The organism is Microbulbifer sp. TB1203, assembly GCF_030997045.1.
In the GTDB taxonomy this organism is placed as follows: Bacteria; Pseudomonadota; Gammaproteobacteria; order Pseudomonadales; family Cellvibrionaceae; genus Microbulbifer.
On the sequence record NZ_CP116899.1, the window covers coordinates 1149645 to 1170927 of the forward strand.

Consider the following 21283-nt stretch of genomic DNA (forward strand, 5'->3'; position numbering starts at 1 on the left):
GCTTCGTGGCGGTCCTGCTACCGGGACTTCACATTTAGTTCGCCCCTACAGGGTTTTCAAAAGGCCCGATCATTGAATTCCGGATCGTACTGGCGGAAATAGGCGGCCAGCGATTGATGGGGCTCCACCTGAAACTGCTCGCCGGTCAGCCCTGCGCCTAGGATACGGTCCAGTCGGAACAACCGGTGGTCGTCGCGCAGCCGGCACCAGGCGAGCAGCGTCCAGGCCGCCCCCCAGTAAATCAGCCCCAGGGGATTGCAGTGCCGTTGAGAGCGCTTTCCCTGTTCATCTTCGTAGTCCAGCCATAACATCTCCCGGGCTTTGACTGCCTGGCGAATCAGCGCGCCGAAGCGGGCCTTTTCGCGGCGGTGCAGGTCCGGGACAAGAAGGGTAGCCCGCTGGTGGTCCTGTTCCTGCACGACCCTGTCCGGCAGTACCGAGCGGATCTTGTGCAGCGCCGAATCCGCGGCGCTGCCGATATCCTCATCGCCCCAGCCCTGCACCATGCGTACGCCCAGCAGCAGCGCCTCCAGTTCCTCCTCGCTGAACATCAGCGGCGGGATAAACGATCCCTGCCGCAGCCGATAACCGACGCCCGCTTCTCCCTCCACCGGTACGCCGGACAGCACCAGCGACTGCATGTCCCGGTACAGGGTCCGCTCCGATACCCCCAACCGCTCCGCCAGGGCGCGGGCGGTAATGGCGGAACGGCGGGCGCGCAGCAGAGTCAGCAATTGCAGCAGTCGTTCGGATTTTTTCATCGGGGCAGGGCCGTGCGGATTTCCGCGAAACGATACCGGAAAGTCCGCCCCCCGACAGCCGCGCGGAATTCAGCCGTGGGAGCCGGCTTTGCTCTCATCCCAATGCATGGCCTCTATTTTGTGCCCGTCCAGATCGCGTACAAAGCAGCCATAGTAGGCTTCTCCGTACTGTGGGCGGGGACCGGGTTCGCCCTCGTCGGTGGCGCCGGCGTCCAGGGCGGCGCCGTAGAAGGCATCCACCAGCTCCGGACTATCGGCCAGGAAGGCAAAGTGCACACCGTTGCCCACGCTGGCCTCCCCGCCGTTGTGGGGCGGGTGTACCCAGAATTCGGGGAAAACCTTGCCATAGGCGACAGCCTCGGGAAATTCCAGCACCCTATGCACTCCCAGTGTCCCAAACACTTTGTCGTAGAATGCCGTGGCTTCGGTAAAGCGGTTGGTTCCGATGGACACATGGCTCATCATGGAGGGGTTTTCGGTCTGGTTCATGGAAATCTCCAGTTGGTTGACGAAGATCGCCAGGGTAAAAGAGCCTGCTGTCAGCTTGTGTCAGTAGCCTCGCCGCGAGGGGGAAATGGGTTCGGTTCACATTCCCAACTTTGAGTGATTGGCTCTCATAAGGTTTGGCTGCTATTCTTTTCTCGCATAAACTTACCAAGTTTTTATAACTTGTGCAGGCGGTCACAAGCCGTTCCTGCAGAGGGAAAATCGCCAGGGAGAAACCATGAAGCTTCAGCAGTTGCGTTATATCTGGGAAGTGGCCCATCACGACCTCAATGTTTCCGCGACGGCGCAGAGCCTTTACACCTCCCAGCCGGGCATCAGCAAGCAGATCCGCCTCCTGGAGGACGAGCTCGGCGTAGAGATCTTCGCCCGCAGCGGCAAGCACCTGACCCGGGTCACCCCGGCGGGCGAGGCGATACTCAAAACCGCCGGCGAGATCATGCGCAAGGTGGAGAATATCAAGCAGGTTGCCCAGGAGTTCAGCAACGACAGGAAGGGCAGCCTGTCCATCGCCACCACTCACACTCAGGCGCGCTATGCGCTGCCGCCGGTGATCAAGTCCTTTATCGCCCGCTACCCAGAGGTGTCCCTGCATATGCACCAGGGCACGCCGATGCAGATTTCCGAAATGGCCGCGGACGGCACCGCGGACTTCGCTATCGCCACCGAGGCCCTGGAGCTGTTCAGCGACCTGGTGATGATGCCGGTGTACCGCTGGAACCGCTGTATTCTTGTGCCCCGGGCACACCCCCTGTGCCAGCTCGGTAAGCTCACCCTGGAAGAGGTGGCCAAGCATCCGATAGTCACCTATGTGTTCGGTTTTACCGGGCGCTCCAAACTGGATGAGGCTTTCCTGGAAAAAGGGCTGTCGCCCAAAGTGGTGTTCACCGCCGCGGACGCGGATGTGATCAAGACATACGTACGCCTGGGACTGGGAATCGGTATTGTCGCGGATATGGCGGTGGACGAAGCGGATGAGGACTTGGTGGCACTGGATGCCAGCGGACTGTTCGAATCCAGCATCACCAAGATCGGCTTCCGCAAGGGGATTTTTCTGCGCGGTTTTATGTACGAATTTATTCAGCAGTTCGCACCGCACCTGACTCGGGACTTAGTGGACCAAGCCACCCACGCGACTTCGCGGGCGGAAGTGGACGAGTTGTTTTCGGGGATGGAACTGCCGGTCTACTGAATCAATGACCAATGACCATAATCAATTGGTCATTGGCTCCAGCACTTCTTTCGCGAACTTGAAATACACGGTGTAGATCTGCGGTTCCGCATCTTCGTTTTCCACCAGGAAGAAAGGGGCGCGGCTCACATTGTGCTCTCTCGCCAGCCGCATGCCCGGGCTTTCTGAATCGCGCTCGTCGGCGATCAGGGTCTCATCGATAAAACGCAGCTGATCGTTCTGCTCCAGTCTCTCTTCCACATCCCGGCACTTGGCGCAAGGGGAGCCGTCGACGAGGATTTTCTTGACCAGGGTTATTTTCACTTCAGATTCCTTGTTATTCCGAGTTCCGGGAGTTTTCCGGGTGGGGCAGAATCTAGCAGAGCGCCTAATAACTTTGAAATATCAATAGTAGATAGGTTTATAACTTTTTGAGTGTGAAAAAATCTCTGTAGGAGCGGCCCATGGCCGCGATCGATCTTTCATTGTGCGCTGGAAGTCTGATCGCGGCCATGGGCCGCTCCTACACAAAAGGCGGTGGGGTCAGGCGAGAAATCGCTCTGCGGTTTCCAGCAACAACCGGACTTTGTTCAGGCATTCCTCATGCTCCGCCGCCGGATCGGAATCCGCCACTATGCCGCCGCCGGCGGCGCAGGTAAGCCGGCCCCCGGCGGCGGTGAAAGTGCGGATGGAGATGTTGCTGTCCGCACGTCCACAGCTGCTGATGTAGCCGACGCTGCCGCAGTAGACCCCGCGGGGGCTGAGTTCCAGCTCGCGGATGACCTCCATCGCCCGCCGCTTGGGCGCGCCGGTAATGGAGCCGCCGGGAAAGCAGGCTGCGAGCAGCTCCGCAAAGCTGCGCCCCTCCGGCAGGCGCCCGGTCACGGTACTCACCAGGTGATGAACATTGGCGAAACTGGCCAGCTCGAACAGCTTCGGAACCCGCACACTGCCGCGCTCGCACAGTTTGCCCAAGTCGTTGCGCAAGAGGTCCACGATCATCAGGTTTTCCGCCCGGTCCTTGGCGCTGTGCTGCAGTGCATCCGCCAGCCGGGTGTCTGCGTCGGGGTCGTCCGCCCGGGGGGCCGTGCCCTTGATAGGCTCGGTCTGCAGGTCACCGCCATCGGCGCGGATAAAGCGCTCCGGGGAGAGGCTCAACAGGCTGCCCTGTGGCAGTTCCAAATAGGCGGAGAAGGGGCCGGCGGCTCGCTGGCGCAGTGCCAGATAGGCGGTCAGGGGGTCGCCTTCATAGCCGGCGGAGAAGCGTTGGGTAAAGTTGGCCTGGTAGATGTCGCCGGCGCGGATATAGTCGAGAATTTTCCCGATACGATCCCGGTATTCCCGAGAGGAAAATTCATGGGTGAAGCGCGACAGCAGACGAAATGATTCCGTGCGCGGCTCTGTCTGCCAGCGCACCGAGGTAAACCGGGCCACCAGGTCGCGTTTCTGTATCTGGGTACAGGCGGGGTGGAACACCAGATGGCTGGCGCACAGCTGGTGGTCGACGATCAGGGCCCAGGTGTAGAGCCCGAAAAAGCCCGTCGGCAGGTCCGCGGGGCGGGGGTCGATGTCGAGGTGGTTTCCCTCCCTTCCCAGCTCATAGCCGGCGTAGCCGATGGCCCCGCCGCAAAAGGGCAGTTGTCCGTCGCTCTCCTGGGGGCAGAGTTCGCACAGCAGGTCATCCAACTGCGCGAAGGGCTCCGGGCTGCCCGCCTGCAGCTGCAGGGTCTGCACCGGATCTGCGCTGATGATATCGAAGCGCCCGCCGTATGCCAGCGGCCGGCCACTGTCCAGCCAAACCGGCGCGGGGAGGTCCTCGACCGCCTGGAAGGCCACCGGGGTGTTGACGGAATAGGGCAGGGAGACGATTTGCATCTTAGAGGACGGATACCTGACTACGGAAAACGGCGCACATTAGCGCAAACCGGGTATGGGGGCCACTCCGGATCTGGATTGCACTCAGTGAAAGGCCTGGGCGGCCCTGCTACTGGGGCCTTCGCATCACGATCGCCACTGGTGCATCTCTGGAGTTGTCAACTGATCCGTCGCTCAATACCCGCCTGGGACATCAACCGCGTGGCCAGTTCCTCCACCGACAGCTGTGTGGCGTTGAGGAAGGGCACCTGGGCGCGGCGCAGCATCTGCTCCACCTGGCGTACCTCAAATTCGCACTGTTCCAATGAAGCGTAGCGGCTGTTGGCGCGGCGTTCCTGGCGAATACTCATCAGTCGCCACGGGTCGATGGTGAGCCCGAACAGCTTGTCGCGGTAGGGCCGCAGGATCTTCGGCAGGGCAGTGGAATCCATATCCTCTTCGGTAATGGGGTAATTGGCTGCGCGCAGGCCGAACTGCAGGGCAAGGTAGAGGCAGGTGGGCGTCTTACCGGAGCGGGAGACGCCCACCAGGATGATGTCCGCCCGCTCGAACTCCCGTACCCGGCGGCCGTCGTCGTTGTCCATGGCGAAGTGCACCGCCTCGATACGCTCGCTGTAGCGGCGGTCGTCGGCGATGCCGTGGGAGATATTCACCGTCTGCGCCGGATCGCGGCCGAAGAGGTTCGCCAGCGGCGTGAGGTAGCTCTCGAACACATCCAGCATCAGCGCCGGGCTGCGGTGCAGCTGTCGGCGGATTTCGTCGGAGACGATGCTGGTGATAATTACCGGCTGCAGGCCCGATTCCTTGGACGCCCGCTCAATCCGCTCCAGCACCTTCTGCACTTTTTCCGTGGAATCCACGTAGGGCAGGGTCACCTGTTCCACCTGCTGGTCGCGAAACTGGGCCAGCAGGCTGTGGCCGATGGCCTCCACGGTGAGTCCGGTGCCGTCGGATATAAAGAATGCGGTGCGTTTATCTTGTGCCATAGAGGTATCGCGGTGCTCTGGTTGGTACATCCTACAGGTTTTTCAACCCGAATTTCCCTAAAACCGTTTTTGTAGAAAATTTACAACATATTCGGCGATTTTTACGGGGTATTTTTTACAAAACCCATCCTTATAATCGGCGGCCTCTAATCCTGCGGCAGAGGGCGCTCTCTTGACGAACTTCACCATCGAATTCGCACAACTGGGTATGGGGGATGTCGACAAGGTCGGCGGCAAGAACGCTTCCCTCGGGGAGATGATCTCCTCACTGGCGGGCGCCGGGGTCAGTGTTCCCGGGGGCTTTGCCACCACCGCGGACGCCTTCCGCACCTTTCTCGCTCACCAGGGGCTCGAACAGCGCATCGCCGGGCGCCTGACGGAGCTGGACGTGGATGACGTGACCGCGCTGACCCGGTCCGGCGGGGAGATCCGCCAATGGATACTGGATACTCCCTTTCCCGAGCAGCTGGAGCGGGAGATCCGCGAAGGCTACGAGGCCCTGGGCGGCGGCGAGACTGCGGTTGCGGTGCGATCCTCGGCCACCGCCGAGGACCTGCCAGACGCCTCCTTCGCCGGTCAGCAGGAGACCTTCCTGAACATCCGCGGCATAGACGCTGTGTTGCAGGCGGTCAAGGAGGTGTTCGCGTCCCTCTACAACGACCGCGCCATTGCCTACCGGGTGCACACCGGCTATATGCACGACGGTGTGGCCCTTTCCGCGGGCATACAGCATATGGTGCGCAGCGAGACGGGTGCGTCCGGTGTGATGTTCACCCTGGACACCGAGAGCGGCTTCCGCGATGTGATTTTCATTACCGCCGCCTATGGCCTGGGGGAAACCGTGGTCCAGGGTGCGGTCAACCCGGACGAGTTCTACCTGTACAAGCCGGCAGTGGATGCCGGCCGCCCGGCGATCCTGCGCCGCAACCGCGGCAGCAAGGCGATCAAGATGATCTACGACGAGAGCGGCGACTGCGGGCGCTCGGTGAAGACCGTAGAGGTACCGGAGGAGGAGCGGCTGACTTTCTCCCTGACCGATGAGGAGCTTACCCGGCTGGCGCTGCAGGCGCGCAGGATCGAGGAACACTACGGTCGGCCGATGGATATCGAGTGGGCCAAGGACGGCGATACCGGCGAGCTGTTTATCGTCCAGGCCCGCCCCGAGACCGTGCGCTCCCGCGACCAGGGGACCAGTGTCGAACGCTATCACCTGCGCGAGCGGGGGGAAATTCTCTGCGAGGGCCGCGCCATCGGCCAGCGCATCGGCGCGGGCAACGTGCGCGTGCTGGAATCTGTCGCAGACATGGCGGCGATGCAGGACGGCGAAGTGCTGGTCACCGATATGACCGACCCGGACTGGGAGCCGGTGCTGAAAAAGGCCAGTGCGATCGTCACCAATCGCGGGGGACGCACCTGCCACGCGGCGATCATCGCCCGCGAGTTGGGTATCCCCGCGGTGGTCGGCTGCGGCGATGCCACCGAACTGCTGAAGAACGGCACTCCGGTGACCGTTTCCTGCGCCGAGGGGGATACCGGCTTCGTGATGGCCGGCGAACTGAACTTCGAACGCGAGCAGACCGAAGTCAGTGACATGCCGGAGCTGCCATTCAAAATCATGCTCAATGTGGGTAACCCGGATCGCGCTTTTGCCTTCAGCCACCTGCCCAATCAGGGCGTCGGCCTGGCGCGACTGGAATTTATCCTGAACCGCATGATCGGAATTCACCCCAAGGCATTGCTGGAGCTCGACAGCCTGCCGGCGGAGCTGCAAAAAAATATCCGCGAGCGCATCGGCGGCTACGCCTCTCCTGAAGACTTTATCGTCGAGAAACTGGTGGAGGGCATCGCCACCCTGGCCGCGGCCTTCGCACCGGAGCGGGTGATCGTGCGCCTGTCGGATTTCAAGTCCAACGAGTACGCGCATCTGGTGGGCGGACAACTGTACGAACCCAGCGAGGAAAACCCCATGCTGGGCTTTCGCGGCGCGGCACGCTACCGTTCAAAGGATTTCCGTCCGTGCTTCGCACTGGAGTGTCGCGCCCTGAAAAAAGTGCGCGACGAGATGGGTCTCACCAATGTGGAAATCATGGTGCCCTTCGTGCGCACACCGGGCGAGGCCGAGGAGGTGATCGGCCTGCTGGCGCAGAACGGTCTGGTGCGCGGGGAGGATGGGCTCAAGATCATCATGATGTGCGAACTGCCCTCCAACGCACTGCTCGCGGAAGAATTCCTGCAATACTTTGACGGTTTCTCCATCGGTTCCAACGATCTGACCCAGCTGACCCTGGGTCTGGACCGGGACTCGGGGCTGGTGGCGGATCTGTTCGACGAACGCAATCCCGCGGTCAAGCTGCTGTTGTCCAGGGCGATTCAGGCCTGCAAGAAGGCGGGCAAGTATGTGGGTATCTGCGGCCAGGGGCCGTCGGATCACAAGGATTTTGCCCGCTGGCTGATGGAGGAGGGCATAGACAGCGTTTCCCTCAACCCCGATACCGCTGTGGACACCTGGCTATTTTTAGCCAATCAGGGAGACTGATAATTTGCGAAAGGCGGCCACAGGAGGCCGCCTTTCTGTTTTTGCGACGCCCGGATTTTCACACTAAGTTCAGGCGCAATTCCGCTAACTCCCGCCACTGAGAGAATAATTCAATCTAAATAATCCCTCCTCTCGCAATAGAATCCGGATAGTGCCACCACGGTGCAAAGACCGGAAATGGCGCAATTTTCTGAAAAAGGATTGACCACGCTTGTGAATCTCCGGAATCGAGATTAAGGGCATCAGCACTCCAGTTGGAATGTTGGGCTGGAGTCTGCTGCGGATTTTGCGAGAGGAGGTAGAGCTATGCTCACGAACAGAAGACACGCCAATCCCCTGTTCTTTCTATTCCCCAGCGGCGGCCTGGCGCTCTTTCTGGTTGCGTTGCTGGGCGCGTCTCCCGCACTGGGCAACTCGAGAGGCGTCAACTGGTTCGACGACCAGGCCGCGGCCAGCTTTTCGGGATCGCCCTCGATCAAGATCAATCTCAGCGAACAGCGTGCCTATTTCTACAAGGGCGGGCGCCTTGTAGGGGTCTCCAAGGTATCCTCCGGCAAGAAGGGGTACGGCACCCGCCCGGGGCATTTTCGCGTGCTTTCCAAACACCCCAACCACCGTTCCACTGTCTACGGCAGTTTCGTGAGCACGCGCACCGGACGGGTGGTGAAGGCAGACGTCAACACCCGCAAGCACCGACGCCCCCCGGGCACCTATTACCGCGGCGCCAGGATGAATCACTATATTCGCTTCAATGGCGGTATCGGTATGCACGCCTCGGGGAATGTTCCGAACTATCCCGCCTCTCACGGCTGTGTGCGCATGCCGCCGCAGATGGCGCGCAAGTTTTATCGCCACGCGCGCGTGGGGACTCCGGTTAGGGTAACCTGGTAGCGAGTGACAAAACCGAACCGGGTATTATCCATCGGGACAATACCCGGTATTTAGGGGCAAAGCATTTTTATTGCGATTATGATCCGGTGGTACGGATAACAGAGCGGGAAAAACACCATGCGTATTTCCACCCCGGATCTTTGCGACGCCCACCCAGAGCTGGTGCAGGTCGTGGAGCCGATGTTCGTCAACTACGGCGGACGCGAGTGCTTCGGCGGGCAGATAGTGACCATCAAGTGTTTCGAGGACAACTCCCTGGTTCGCGAACTGGTGACAGAGGAGGGAAGGGGCAAGGTGCTGGTGGTGGATGCCGGCGGCTCCATGCGGCGGGCCTGCCTCGGCGACCAACTGGCGGAAAAAGCCTGCGCCAGCGGCTGGGAGGGAATCCTGATGTACGGTTGTATTCGCGATGTGGATGAGATTTCTGGACTAGAGTTAGGGGTACAGGCACTGGGCAGCCACCCGATGAAAACGGAAAAGAAAGGGATCGGCGAGCGAGATGTCGCCGTGACCTTCGGCGGTGTGACCTTCACCCCCGGCGCCTACCTGTATGCAGACAATAACGGCGTGATAGTGTCTCCCCGGCCCCTCACCTGATTCGGGTTTTGGCACCGGGGCTACGCGACGCCCCAAAAATCTGGTGTAACTTGGTAGTACCGGAATCAATTGTTTACGGGCTGGTCCTGCTGTCGGCCCTGGCCCACGCCGTGTGGAACGCGGTGGTCAAACACAGCGCAGAGGGGTTCCTGCAGCTGGCGATGATTCGCAGCATCGGCCTGCTGCTCGGCGCGCTCCTCGCGACCCAGTTGCCACTGCCGGGTCCCGAAGCCCTGGGGCTGCTGCTCGGCGGCGCCGCCTTTCAATACCTGTACTTTTTCCTGCTGACCCGCTCGTATCGCGCGCTGGACTACAGCACCGCCTACCCGGTGGCCCGCGGTGTCACACCGCTGCTGGTGGCCACGGCCGCGCTGCTGTTTCTCGACGAATCCCTGCGCCCGCTGCAGCTGACCGGTGTGCTGCTGGTGACCAGCGGGATTTTCGCGCTGATCATGAAGGAACTGCGCGTGTCCCGCTCCGGTATCCTGCTGTCCCTGGGCACCGGAGTGGCGATCACCGGCTACACGACTTTCGGTGCTGCCGGCGTGCGCGCGGTGGACAATCCCCTGAGTTTTGTCGCCTGGCTGGAGATCTTTTCCGGCCTGGGTATCCTGCTTGCGGTGCTGGTCACCCAACCGTTGCGCGGCTTCGCCTTCGCCCGCGCTAACCTGGTGCGCGGCTCCGCTTCCGGCCTGCTTGCCACCGGCGGCTTCGCCGTGGCACTGTGGGCCACTTCGGTGATGCCGGTTGCCGCGGTGGCGGCCACCCGCGAGAGCAGCATACTGTTCGCCTCGCTTATCTCAGTATTCGTGCTCAACGAGCGCTTTTCCCTGCGGCGGTTGATTGCAGCGCTGATCATCTTCACCGGTATCAGCGCGCTGGCACTGGCCTGAGAGCGTCACCTATCATTTACTCGGGATTCCCCGGAGCGGGCGGCCTTTGCGGGTTTGCAGGAGCCCGCTGAAAGGCGAAGAAATACACGGATGACAATATGAGCGAACTGCGCAAGAAGTGGATTACCGCGCCATTACTGAAAATGATCAAGAAGGTTCTGCCGCCAATCTCGGAAACCGAGCGGGAGGCGATGGAAGCCGGCGAGGTGTGGTGGGACGCGCAGCTGCTCTCCGGCAAACCGGATTGGGACCTGTTGCTGAGCATGGGGCCGCCGCAGCTCAGCGAAGAGGAACAGGCGTTTCTCGACGGGCCGGTGGAAGAACTGTGCCGGATGGTAGACGACTGGAAGATCAGCTTCGAAGACCGTGACATCTCCCCGGAGATCTGGGATTTCCTCAAGAAGGAGCGTTTTTTCGGCATCATTATTCCCAAGGAATATGGGGGGCTGGGTTTCTCGCCAACGGCCCACGGGGAGATAGTCACCAAAGTCTCCACCCGCAGTACCTGCGTCGGCGTCACCGTGATGGTGCCCAACTCCCTCGGCCCCGGCGAATTGCTGATGGCCCACGGCACCGACGAGCAGAAGCAGTACTACCTGCCGCGCCTGGCGGATGGGCGCGAAATCCCCTGTTTCGGCCTCACCAGCCCCGAGGCCGGCTCTGACGCGGCCGCTATGGTGGACAGGGGGGTAGTCTGCTACGGCGACTACAACGGCGAGAAAACCCTGGGTATGCGCGTCAACTGGCACAAGCGCTATATCACCCTGGGGCCCGTGGCCACGGTGCTGGGCCTGGCATTCAAGCTCTACGACCCGGACCATCTTCTCGGCGACAAGGAGGCGCTGGGTATCACCGTGGCCCTGGTACCCACGGACACCGAAGGTGTGACCATCGGCCAGCGTCACCTGCCGGCCATGCAGGCGTTCCAGAACGGCCCCAACTGGGGTGTGGACGTGTTCATCCCCATGGAGTGGATTATCGGCGGCCGGGAGAATGTCGGCCGCGGCTGGCATATGCTGATGAGCGCACTGGCCGCCGGACGCGGCATCTCCCTGCCGTCTCTGTCCACCGGCGGGGCGAAAATGGCCGCGCGCACCACCGGCGCCTACGCGCGTATCCGCGAGCAGTTCGGAGTTCCCATCGGCAAGTTCGAGGGGGTGCAGCGACGCCTGGCTGAGATCGCCAGTGTTGCCTATGTGCTGGACAGCGCCCATAAAACCACCACCCGGGCCCTGGACGCCGGACACAAACCGGCGGTGGTCACCGCAATCATGAAAGCCCACGCCACCCACGGTCTGCGCCAGGCGATCAACGACGCCATGGATATCCACGCCGGCAAGGGCATCATGGACGGCCCCCTCAACTACCTGGGCAACGTCTACCGCGCGGTGCCGGTGGCCATCACCGTGGAGGGGGCGAATATCCTCACCCGCAGCCTGATGATCTTCGGCCAGGGCGCCATCCGCTGCCACCCCTACCTGTTCGAAGAGATGCTGGCGGCGGAGAATCCCGATACAAAAGAGGGGGTGGAAGCGCTGGACAAACTGCTGCCCAAACATATGTTGTTCCAGATCAAGACCTTCATCCGCGGTGTCTTCCACGGCTGGACCGGCGGCCTTTTCGCCAACAGTCCCAGGGGCGTGGGTTACGCGGCGAAGTACTACCGACAGATGGACCGCTACTCCGCGGTCCTGACCCTGGTCACGGAAATATCCCTGTTATCCCTGGGCGGCGAGCTCAAGCGCAAGGAACAGATCTCCGGGCGCCTGGGCGATGTGCTGAGCCAGCTGTATCTGCTCAGCTGTACCCTCAAGCGTTTCAAGGACGACGGCAGTCCGCGAGAGGACCGACCACTGCTGGAGTTCGCCATGCGCGCCGGGCTGCACAATATCGAGGTGAGCCTGCTGGAGGTGTTCCAGAACTTCCCGAACCGTTTTCTGGGCCAACTGATGCACTTCCTCGCCATGCCCTGGGGGCACAGTATACGCACCGCTTCCGATCGCCAGTCCCACGCCTGCGCCGAGTTGCTGATGGAGCCCTCGGAAACCCGCGACCGCCTGACCAGGGGGGTGTTCCCCGGCAATCCCGGCGATGGTGTCGACCTGGTGGAGCAGGCTTTCAACAAAGTCTGCGCCACCGAGAGTCTGCGGGACAAACTGAAGAAGGGCGGGATTCGCGCCTTCAACCGCGAGGCCATCGACGCGGGGCTGGAGCGCGGGCTGATCAGCGGCGACGAGGCGGCGGAGCTGCGGGAGGCGGCCGAGGCGGTGAATATGGCCATACAGGTGGACCATTTCGACCACCTGGCCACCGGGAATGGCGAGCAGCGAGCCGAAAGCCCACTGTAGGTAATATCCAATTTCAGATATTCCACAAATGAAAGCAACTCCTGGCGAAAAACCCCGGCGCTTCGACGACCCGGAAGCTTGCGTCGACGCGCTGTTGGAAGAAACCGGCAAGCGCATCGTGCTGGGCCTGCCCCTGGGCGTCGGCAAGGCAAACCACTTTGCCAACACTCTCTACGCCCGCGCCGCCGGCGACCCCTCGATCTCCCTGACCATCTTTACCGCCCTCACCCTGGAGCGCCCGGTGGGCCACGGTGAAATCCAACGGCGTTTCATACAGCCGCTGCTGGACCGCCTCTACAATCACTATCAGGATTTGGGCTACACCCCGGCGCGGCACAAGGGGCTGCTGCCGGACAACATCGAGGTGTGCGAATTCTTCCTGCACCCGGGCAGCTACCTGGGCAACCCCTCCGTGCAGCAGGATTATGTCAGCAGCAACTACACCCACGTGCCGAGGGACCTGCTCGACAGGGGGGTCAACGTCATTGCCCAGATGGTGGCACCCGGCCCCGACGGCGGGCACTTCAGCCTGAGCTGCAATACGGACCTCACCCTGCCGGTACTGGAAATGGCCCGCGCGCGAAACCACCCGGTGGTATTCATTGGCGAGGTCAATCCGCAACTGCCGTTTATGGGCGGCGATGCCCGGGTGCGCGCCGGCGATTTCGACTTTCTGCTCGAGGGCGCCGACTTCGATACACCGCTGTTTGCCGCGCCCACTCTGCCAGTGGACTTGACCAACTACAGCCTCGCTTTCCATATCGCCAGCCTGGTCGCCGACGGCGGTACCCTGCAGGTGGGCATCGGCGCACTGGGGGATGCCATCTGCCACGCCCTGCGCCTGCGCCAGAGTCACAACGACTTCTATCGTGAGCTGGTGCGCGATCTCACCAGCGACGATTCACTGCAACTGCGGGAAAAACTGCCCCCGCAATTGGAGACCTTCACCCGCGGTCTCTACGGCGCCAGCGAAATGGTGCCGGAGGGGTTCCTCCATCTGCGCCGTGCGGGCATTCTCACCCGCGAGACATACCCGGACGCAGCCCTGCAGAAATTACTCGATTCCGGGGAGATATCCTCCACTGTGGATGAGCAAACCCTGCTGGTCCTCAGGGAATCCGGCCGCATCAGTTGCCCGCTCACGAAAGCCGATACGGATTTCCTGCAGCGCCTGGGCATCGTGGATGCCAGCTACAGCTGGCGCGGGCACAAATTTCTCAACGATCGGGGGGAAGAGGAGGAGTGCGACCTGCACAGCGTCCACGGCCGGGAAAGACTGCTGGGTGACCGCAAGGGCAAAAAGCTGAAAGGCGGTGTCTGGCTGCACGGCGGTTTCTACCTGGGCTCCTCGGCCATGTATCGAGAGCTGCGCGAAATGCCGGAGGGCGAAAAAGCCGGCATCAATATGACCTCCATCGACTTTATCAACAGCCTGGAAAAAGATCGCGAACTGAAAGCAGCCCAGCGCCCCATAGCCCGCTTCGTCAACAGCGCAATGATGGTGACCCTGAACGGCGCGGTGATTTCCGATGGTCTGGCCGAATGCCAGGTAGTGAGTGGAGTGGGGGGGCAATACAACTTCGTCGCCCAGGCCCACGAACTGCCCGGCGGCCGCTCGGTGATCGCCCTGGCCAGCACCCGCACCAGCAAGGGCGAGGTGCGCAGCAATATCGTCTGGGAATATCCCCACTGCACCATCCCCCGCCACCTGCGCGATATCGTGGTCACCGAATACGGTATCGCCGACCTGCGCGGCAAAACCGACCGGGACGTGATCACAGCGATGCTGTGTATCGCCGATTCCCGCTTCCAGGGCGAACTCCTGGAAAAAGCCAAGAGCGCCGGCAAGGTGGAGCGGGACTACACTGTTCCGCTGGAATTTACCGCCAATACCCCGGAAAAGATCCAGGCGGTGTTCAATGATCCCAAACGCCTGGCGCTACTGCCTTATTTCCCGTCGGGTACGGACTTTACGGAAGAGGAGGCGCTGCTGGCGGTGGCCCTCGGGCAATTGAAGATCCGCAGCAGAAAATGGTGGGAGATGATATCGCTGGTTCTTGCCGGGCGGGCAGCCTGGAAAGACGACTCTGAGGAAAACGCCTGGCTGCATCGCTGTCTGAAACGCATGGAGTTCGAGCAGACGGACAGCTACGAACACCGGCTGGAGGGCTATACCGTGGCCGGGGCGCTGCGGAGGTTTATTGATTTCCGGCGGCCGCTGCGCCGGGACTGAGAGTTTCCGTCCTAACAAACGGAGCGGCAGCCCCGGCAGGAATCTTATTGTAGGAGCGGCCCATGGCCGCGATCAGGCTCTCAGCACACACTGAAAGATCGATCGCGGCCATGGACAGATTTTTGCTCCTGCAGGTTCCCTACTCTTCGCTCGCCGGCACAAACTTGGACAGCAAACGGATATAAGCCACCTGATAGTCGTTGTGGTTCTCCGTTACCGCCCAGGAGTTCAGTGGCCAACTGGTGTTGAAGTCGAGGTACGACTTCTGTGCGGGCTGGTCGGCGGGCGGTGAGGGCGGCGCTGTACCGCAGCGGGCGTTGTTCTCGGGACTGTTGCAACTGCTGGGGCAGCAGGCATCCCAGTCGTAACCCGGATTGGGGCCGCCCACCAGGAAGCCCGGTGCGGGCCCGTAGGAGGATTCGCTGACGGAATCCCATTCCGGGCTGCCGTCGGAAAACCAGGAGTGGTAGAAGCTGTCGACGGAATTCTCCGCACCGAACTCTCCCATACTGGAAAGATACGCCTTGCCCAGCGGATTGACTCCGTGCAGGTAGTTCAGGTGACGCAGCGCGGCGTTGCGCGCTTCCGCTTCCCCCGGGCCGCCGGCACCGAACTGGTACTGGTCGTAGAAGAGGTTGCCCTGGTGCGCGTGGGTGCGGTTGCTGCCCCAGGTGTAAACCTGTATGTGGGCGCGGTAGGCTTCGCGGTCGCTGTTTACCGCGGGCCAGTTGTCTCCCCCCTGGTCCAGGGAGTTGCCGTAGGCGGTGCGGATACTGTCCGCCACCTGGGCGGATACACCGTCCAGGGAAGCAAAGTAGAGCAGGGCGTGCTGAATTTCCGCTTCCCATGGGGCGGCATGGCTCTGTTCGATCAGATGGGCGTTTTGATAGTTGTCTTCCACATACTGCCGGTAAACGGCTTTACCGGTCTTCTGGTACAGGTAGGTGGCGGCAATCAGGCTTTTGGTAAAACGCCCGTAGTCACTAGTTTCCTGCTCGCCGGCGGCGACGCCGTTGTCGGAGTTTCTGAAGGTCACTTCGGGATTCGCCTGCGCCCACTGCCAGGCGTTTTCCGCTCTTTCACTCAGGTCCGCGGCGTAACTCTCCAGGCCCTGGATCTGGCCCAGGAACTGGCTGCCGAGGGCGAAGGCGGCGGCGCTGCTGTAGGTGGCGGCGGTGGTCGCCGGGCCGTAGGTGGTGGGGCCGGTGGCGGAAGAGGGGGGGCTGGCGTGGGACAGGCCCATCACCGAGAGTACGGAGCCGTCCGCTTCCTGCATGCGGATCAGCCAGTCCATACCCCATTTCACTTCGTCGAGCAGGTCGGGGATACCGTTGCCGGATTCCGGAATATTGAAATCGTCCGTCCAGACCCCGGGGTTCTCCCGATAGCTGTGCAACAGAGTGGTCAGGTAGGAGGCATGCCAGTTGGTGTACTTGTTGTAGTCGCCGGCATCGAACCAGCCACCGCGCAGGTCGCGCTGGGTGTCTGCATTGCCGGCGTCGTTGAACAAACGGGCTTCAGGGTCCTGGCCGGCGCCCAGGTGACTGGCGCCGTCCGCCCAGCGGGCATCGGCGTAGGCTGCCTGTTTGGCGAAGCCGGCGCGCTGGTAGTAGAAAGTGCGCACCGCCTGCACCAGCACGGGCCGGTAGACGTCGTCGGCGATGCGGAAGGTGGGGGAGCGCAACTGGTTTTCAGTGTCCACCACCATATAGCTGCCGGAGCGGGTAACCGCGCTGAAATCCAGGTGCCAGACCCGGTCGCCGGAGTTATCTGCGATGGCGCCGCCATTCCAGGCCTGGGGGCCGACGGTGAGTACCACTTCGTTGCTCTCGCTATCCACCACTTGATAGCTGTCGGCCGGGGTATACTCCCGATCGCCGTCAAAGCCCTGTTGCGGGTCGCGCAGCACGGCCACTTTTTCCGATTCCGGCAGATAGCCGAACTGATCGACGACGATAAAACCGCTGAGAGCCAGGTTCTCTGAGTCACCACCGCTGGAGCTGGAACTGCTACTACTGGAACTACTGCTACTACTGGAACTACTGCTACTACTGGAACTACTGCTACTTCCCGAACTACTGCTACTTCCCGAACTACTGCTACTTCCCGAACTACTGCTACTACTTCCGGAGCTGCCATCGCCTCCACCACCACTTCCACCACAGGCGGACAACAGAAAGCAGAGCAACAGGGCGGAAAAGGATGAGGGTAGTCTATTCATGGGTCGTTTTATGGTTGGTTGTTTTCCAAAATCATATGATTTTTCATATGTTACCGCTATCGCACGACTTCTGAACTGCAACAGGGATCACGAAAAGCAGTGCAATGGCTCTGGAGGTGGGACAAAAAAAGCTGGCCGGATCTGGATTCCGGTGAATCCAGATCCGGCCAGCGGCCATGTTGGGCGTTACCTGGCAGTTATTCGCTGTCGGCTTTCACAAACTTGGAAAGCAGACGGATATAAGCCACCTGATAATTGTTGTGGTTCTCTGTTACCGCCCAGGAATTCAGCGGCCAACTGGTGTTGAAGTCGAGGTAGGACTTCTGTGCGGGCTGGCCGAAAGGCGGTTCGGGCGGGGCCACGCCACAGAGGGCATTGTTTTCGGGGCTGCCGCAACTGTTGGGGCAGCAGGCATCCCAGTCGTAACTCGGATTGGGGCCGCCCACCAGGAAGCCCGGCGCGGGCCCGTAGGAGGATTCGCTGACGGAGTCCCACTGCGGGCTGCCGTCGGAGAACCAGGAGTGGTAGAAGCTGTCGACGGAATTCTCCGCACCGAACTCTCCCATATTGGACAGATAGACCTTGCCCTGCGGATTGACGCCGTGCAGGTAATTCAGGTAGCGCTGTGCGGCGTTGCGCGCTTCGGTAACCCCTGGAGCTCCTGCATCGAACTGAAACTGGTCCAGAAACAGGTTGCCCTGCGCGGCGTGGCCGCGGTTACTGCCCCAGGTATATTCCGGGATACTGGCCCGGTAGGCGTCGACGTCGCCGTTTACCGCCGGCCAGTTGGCATCCCCGTTCATGGCTGTTTGGTAAGCGCTGCGGATAGCCGAGGCCACTTCACTGGAAACACCTTCGAGTGCGCTGAAATAGAGCAGCGCGTGCTGGATTTCCGTTTCCCAGATGGAGGCCCAGCTCCACTGCATCAGGTGGGCTTCCTGGTAGTTGCTTTCCACATACTGACGGTACTCGCCCTTGCCGGTGGCCCGGTACAGGTTAATGGCGGCGATCAGGCTTTTTGCGAAGCGCCCGTATTCATCCACTTCCTGCTCGCCGGCGGCGACGCCGTTGTCGGAGTTTCTGAAGGTCACTTCGGGGTTCGCCTGCGCCCACTGCCAGGCATTCTCCGCCCTGTCACTCAGGTCCGCGGCGTAACTCTCCAGGCCCTGGACCTGGCCCAGGATATGGCTGCCGAGGGCGAAAGCGGCGGCGCTGCTGTAGGTGGCGGCGGTGGTCGCCGGGCCGTAGGTGGTGGGACCGGTGGCGGATGAGGGCGGGCTGGCGTGGGACAGATCCATCACGGAAAGCACGGAGCCGTTTGTTTCCTGCATGCGCACCAACCAGTCCATCCCCCATTTCACTTCGTCGAGCAGGTCGGGGATACCGTTACCGGATTCCGGAATATTGAAATCGTCGGTCCACGCCGCGGGGTTTTCCCGATAGCTGTGCAGCAGGGCGATCAAGTAGTCCGCGTGCCAGTTGGTGTACTTGTTGTAGTCGCCGGCATCGTACCAGCCGCCGCGCAGGTCGCGCTGGGTGGCGGCATTGCCGGTGTCGTTGAACAAACGGGCTTCCGGGTCCTGGCCCGCACCCAGGTGGCTGGCGCCATCCGCCCAGCGGGCATCGGCGTAAGGTGCCTGTTTGGCGAAACCGGCACGCTGGTAGTAGAAGCTGCGCACTGCCTGCACCAGAACCGGACGGTAGATGTCACTGTCGATGCGGAAGGTGTGAGAGCGCAGTTCGTTGGTATCGTCCGCCAGTATGTAGTTGCCGGGGGTTGTGACCGAGGAAAAATCCAGGTGCCATACGCGGTCACCTGAGTTGTCGGCGGTGGCGCCGCTGTTCCACGCAACCGGTTGCGCGCTGTAGACCACTTCACCGCTGTCTGTGTTCACCACTTTGAAGGTCGCAGCGGGAACATATTCTCCTGCGCTGTCGTACCCTGTTTGCGGGTCCCGCAGTACCGCGACTTTTTCGCCGTTGGGCAGGTAGCCGAATTGATCCACGGTAATAAAGCTGCTGGTCTCGTAGCCTTGATAATCGCCTCCTGAACTGCTGGAAGACGACGAGGAACTTGAAGAAGAGCTTGAGGAAGAACTCGAAGAGCTACTACTTGAGGAGCTACTACTTGAGGAGCTACTACTTGAGGAGCTACTACTTGAAGAGCTACTACTTGAAGAGCTACTACTTGAAGAGCTACTACTTGAAGAGCTACTGGAAGAACTGGAGCTGCTCGAAGAGGAACTCGAACTGCTCGACGATGAACTGGACGAGCTGCCGTCATCTCCCCCCACAGTCACCGGTACCGCTGAGATACCGCCCGGAGTGGTCAGAAAACCGATATTGACCTGGTCGTCAACGCCGATGGTGCCATTGTAATCCGCCGGCCCCACCACGTAGTGGCTACCCGCGTGGGAAACGATGATACCGTTCCATATCTGGGTGATCTCCACATCCAGATCGAACTCCACGGTCCAATCGGAAAGCGGCACCGGATCATCATTGAGTACGACAATCTCAGCCTGGGCGCCTTGCCCCCAGTCACTGGCAATATTCATGTTTGCCTGGGCGGCGAATACCGATGGCGCCGCAAGACACATACTGAAAAATAAACATTTATGTGATAACCGCATGATACGGATCTCCCTTTTTCGCTGTTTTTAATTATGCGGTGCGATACAAGCTTATTATTGTTAGCGTGAAATATATGATTTTTGGGGTGGTACCGATACCATCAGCGAGGAGGAAAGAGCAAAAATTGAACCGGCGTCACGAACGGACGCTGCGAAAGTACAATGAGGTGGCAGAAAAACAAAAAATGGGCCGCAGAGCGGCCCGGGGGAGTGAAATAAAGAATATTTCGAAAGACTCCCTTACCTAAACTGTTCTTCCTCAGTGGAACCGGTCAGCGCAGTCACGGAGGACTGGCCGCCCTGGATCACGTTGGTCATATCGTCGAAATAGCCGGTGCCCACTTCCTGCTGGTGCGCAACGAAGGTGTAGCCCTTCTCGGCGTCGGCGAACTCCTTTTCCTGCAGGCGAACATAGGCGGACATGTCTTCGCGGGCGTATTCGTAGGCCAGGTTGAACATACCGTTCCACATATTGTGGATACCCGCCAGGGTGATGAACTGGAACTTGTAGCCCATCGCCGACAGCTCGCGCTGGAAGCGGGCGATGGTGGCGTCGTCCAGGTTCTTCTTCCAGTTGAAGGAAGGGGAGCAGTTGTAGGCCAGCAGTTGGTCCGGGTACTCCCGACGTACCGATTCGGCGAATTTCTTCGCCTCGTCCAGGTTCGGCGTGGCGGTTTCACACCACAGCAGGTCCGCGTAGGGGGCGTAAGCCAGGCCGCGGTTGATGGCCTGGTCGATACCGGCCTTGACCCGGTAGAAGCCCTCGGCGGTGCGCTCACCGGTAAGGAAGGGGGCATCGTACTCGTCGCAGTCGGAGGTCATCAGATCCGCGGCGTTGGCATCGGTGCGCGCCAGTACAATGGTGGGAACACCTTCCACGTCGGTGGCCAGGCGCGCGGCGACCAGTTTCTGCACCGCTTCATGGGTGGGCACCAGCACCTTGCCGCCCATATGGCCGCATTTCTTCACCGAGGCCAACTGGTCCTCGAAGTGCACGCCGGAGGCGCCGGCGCGGATCATGTTTTTCATCAGCTCGTAGGCATTCAGCACACCGCCGAAGCCGGCCTCGGCATCCGCCACGATGGGAGCGAAGTAGTCGATATAGCCGGCGTCACCCGGGTTCACACCCGTTTTCCACTGGATCTGGTCGGCGCGCTCGAAGGCATTGTTAATGCGTCGTACCACCGTGGGTACCGAGTCGACCGCGTAGAGGGACTGGTCCGGGTACATGCTCTCGGAGGTATTGGCATCCGCCGCCACCTGCCAGCCGGACAGGTAGATGGCCTGTACCCCCGCTTTTACCTGCTGTACCGCCTGGCCCCCGGTCAGGGCGCCCATGGCGTTGACGAAGTCCTTGTCCGGGCGGAAGGCCGGGCGGCCGCCCTCGTTGATCAGTTGCCACAGCTTCTCGGCGCCCCGTTGGGCAATGGTGTTCTCGCGCTTGAGGGAACCCCGCAGGCGCACAACATCTTCCGCGGAGTAGGTGCGCTTCACGCCCTTCCAGCGGGGATTGGACTCCCAGTCCTTCTCGATGGCCTCGATTTCGGCCTTGCGGTCATAATTGCCTGCGGTCATGTCTCTCTCCCTCGTAAGGCGCTGACTGATATTAGGTGTTGAGTATCCTAGTAGCCCTG

The 21283-nt window shown here is 61.1% G+C and carries 15 protein-coding genes; 7 read left to right on the forward strand and 8 right to left on the reverse strand.

Features of this window, described 5'->3' with window-relative positions:
• Positions 1-56: 56 nt before the first annotated feature.
• Both PP263_RS04925 and PP263_RS04930 read right to left on the reverse strand, forming a co-directional pair.
• On the reverse strand, positions 57-761 hold the full coding sequence (locus PP263_RS04925) for a YafY family protein (RefSeq protein ID WP_308367249.1): 705 nt from the start codon (positions 759-761) through the stop codon (positions 57-59).
• 69 nt (positions 762-830) lie between these two features.
• Positions 831-1250: a VOC family protein gene (locus PP263_RS04930; protein WP_308367250.1), complete on the reverse strand. Its 420-nt coding sequence runs from the start codon at positions 1248-1250 to the stop codon at positions 831-833.
• A gap of 235 nt (positions 1251-1485) precedes the next feature.
• On the opposite strand from PP263_RS04930, the gene cysB reads away from it, so the two are divergent.
• Positions 1486-2457, forward strand: a complete 972-nt coding sequence (cysB, locus tag PP263_RS04935) for an HTH-type transcriptional regulator CysB (RefSeq protein WP_308367251.1) — start codon at positions 1486-1488, stop codon at positions 2455-2457.
• Positions 2458-2478: 21 nt separating this feature from the next.
• Here the strand turns inward: cysB and PP263_RS04940 are convergent, their stop codons facing one another.
• The 3 genes from PP263_RS04940 to PP263_RS04950 form a co-directional block, all read right to left on the reverse strand.
• Positions 2479-2760, reverse strand: a complete 282-nt coding sequence (locus PP263_RS04940) for a hypothetical protein (RefSeq protein WP_308367252.1) — start codon at positions 2758-2760, stop codon at positions 2479-2481.
• A 219-nt stretch (positions 2761-2979) separates the two neighbouring features.
• Positions 2980-4311: an aminodeoxychorismate synthase component I gene (gene pabB, locus PP263_RS04945; RefSeq protein WP_308367253.1), complete on the reverse strand. Its 1332-nt coding sequence runs from the start codon at positions 4309-4311 to the stop codon at positions 2980-2982.
• 158 nt (positions 4312-4469) lie between these two features.
• Entirely contained in the window at positions 4470-5297 is an 828-nt protein-coding gene (locus PP263_RS04950) for a pyruvate, water dikinase regulatory protein (RefSeq protein ID WP_308367254.1), read from the reverse strand.
• Positions 5298-5469: 172 nt separating this feature from the next.
• Between PP263_RS04950 and ppsA the strand changes: the two genes are divergently transcribed.
• From ppsA to PP263_RS04980, 6 genes are all read left to right on the forward strand, one after another.
• On the forward strand, positions 5470-7833 hold the full coding sequence (gene ppsA, locus PP263_RS04955) for a phosphoenolpyruvate synthase (protein ID WP_308367255.1): 2364 nt from the start codon (positions 5470-5472) through the stop codon (positions 7831-7833).
• A gap of 306 nt (positions 7834-8139) precedes the next feature.
• Positions 8140-8724, forward strand: coding sequence for a L,D-transpeptidase (locus PP263_RS04960; protein ID WP_308367256.1), 585 nt, complete (start codon positions 8140-8142; stop codon positions 8722-8724).
• A gap of 117 nt (positions 8725-8841) precedes the next feature.
• Positions 8842-9321, forward strand: coding sequence for a ribonuclease E activity regulator RraA (gene rraA / locus PP263_RS04965; RefSeq protein WP_308367257.1), 480 nt, complete (start codon positions 8842-8844; stop codon positions 9319-9321).
• Between the two features lie 50 nt (positions 9322-9371).
• A complete protein-coding gene (locus PP263_RS04970) occupies positions 9372-10214 on the forward strand; it encodes a DMT family transporter (RefSeq protein ID WP_308367258.1) in 843 nt (280 codons plus the stop codon).
• 98 nt (positions 10215-10312) lie between these two features.
• On the forward strand, positions 10313-12562 hold the full coding sequence (locus tag PP263_RS04975) for an acyl-CoA dehydrogenase (RefSeq protein WP_308367259.1): 2250 nt from the start codon (positions 10313-10315) through the stop codon (positions 12560-12562).
• 28 nt (positions 12563-12590) lie between these two features.
• Positions 12591-14795: an acetyl-CoA hydrolase/transferase C-terminal domain-containing protein gene (locus PP263_RS04980; RefSeq protein WP_308367260.1), complete on the forward strand. Its 2205-nt coding sequence runs from the start codon at positions 12591-12593 to the stop codon at positions 14793-14795.
• Between the two features lie 139 nt (positions 14796-14934).
• Here PP263_RS04980 and PP263_RS04985 read toward each other — a convergent pair whose 3' ends face one another.
• From PP263_RS04985 to aceA, 3 genes are all read right to left on the reverse strand, one after another.
• Entirely contained in the window at positions 14935-17016 is a 2082-nt protein-coding gene (locus PP263_RS04985; protein ID WP_308367261.1) for a glycoside hydrolase family 9 protein, read from the reverse strand.
• A 197-nt stretch (positions 17017-17213) separates the two neighbouring features.
• Positions 17214-19574 carry a glycoside hydrolase family 9 protein gene (locus tag PP263_RS04990; RefSeq protein ID WP_308367262.1) on the reverse strand — a complete coding sequence of 787 codons (2361 nt, stop codon included), beginning with the start codon at positions 19572-19574 and terminating at the stop codon, positions 17214-17216.
• 315 nt (positions 19575-19889) lie between these two features.
• The gene (gene aceA / locus PP263_RS04995; RefSeq protein WP_308367263.1) at positions 19890-21224 is read right to left on the reverse strand and encodes an isocitrate lyase; all 1335 of its coding nucleotides are present in this window, start codon (positions 21222-21224) and stop codon (positions 19890-19892) included.
• Positions 21225-21283 lie beyond the last annotated feature (59 nt).

Excerpts from the sequence above, each read along its gene's own strand:
- cysB (WP_308367251.1), top strand. The coding sequence starts at position 1,486 with ATGAAGCTTCAGCAGTTGCGTTATATCTGGGAAGTGGCCCATCACGAC.
- rraA (WP_308367257.1), top strand. The coding sequence starts at position 8,842 with ATGCGTATTTCCACCCCGGATCTTTGCGACGCCCACCCAGAGCTGGTG.
- PP263_RS04960 (WP_308367256.1), top strand. The coding sequence starts at position 8,140 with ATGCTCACGAACAGAAGACACGCCAATCCCCTGTTCTTTCTATTCCCC.
- PP263_RS04980 (WP_308367260.1), top strand. The coding sequence starts at position 12,591 with ATGAAAGCAACTCCTGGCGAAAAACCCCGGCGCTTCGACGACCCGGAA.
- PP263_RS04925 (WP_308367249.1), bottom strand. The coding sequence starts at position 761 with ATGAAAAAATCCGAACGACTGCTGCAATTGCTGACTCTGCTGCGCGCC.
- aceA (WP_308367263.1), bottom strand. The coding sequence starts at position 21,224 with ATGACCGCAGGCAATTATGACCGCAAGGCCGAAATCGAGGCCATCGAG.
- PP263_RS04985 (WP_308367261.1), bottom strand. The coding sequence starts at position 17,016 with ATGAATAGACTACCCTCATCCTTTTCCGCCCTGTTGCTCTGCTTTCTG.
- PP263_RS04950 (WP_308367254.1), bottom strand. The coding sequence starts at position 5,297 with ATGGCACAAGATAAACGCACCGCATTCTTTATATCCGACGGCACCGGA.
- PP263_RS04930 (WP_308367250.1), bottom strand. The coding sequence starts at position 1,250 with ATGAACCAGACCGAAAACCCCTCCATGATGAGCCATGTGTCCATCGGA.
- pabB (WP_308367253.1), bottom strand. The coding sequence starts at position 4,311 with ATGCAAATCGTCTCCCTGCCCTATTCCGTCAACACCCCGGTGGCCTTC.
- PP263_RS04975 (WP_308367259.1), top strand. The coding sequence starts at position 10,313 with ATGAGCGAACTGCGCAAGAAGTGGATTACCGCGCCATTACTGAAAATG.
- PP263_RS04990 (WP_308367262.1), bottom strand. The coding sequence starts at position 19,574 with ATGAATATTGCCAGTGACTGGGGGCAAGGCGCCCAGGCTGAGATTGTC.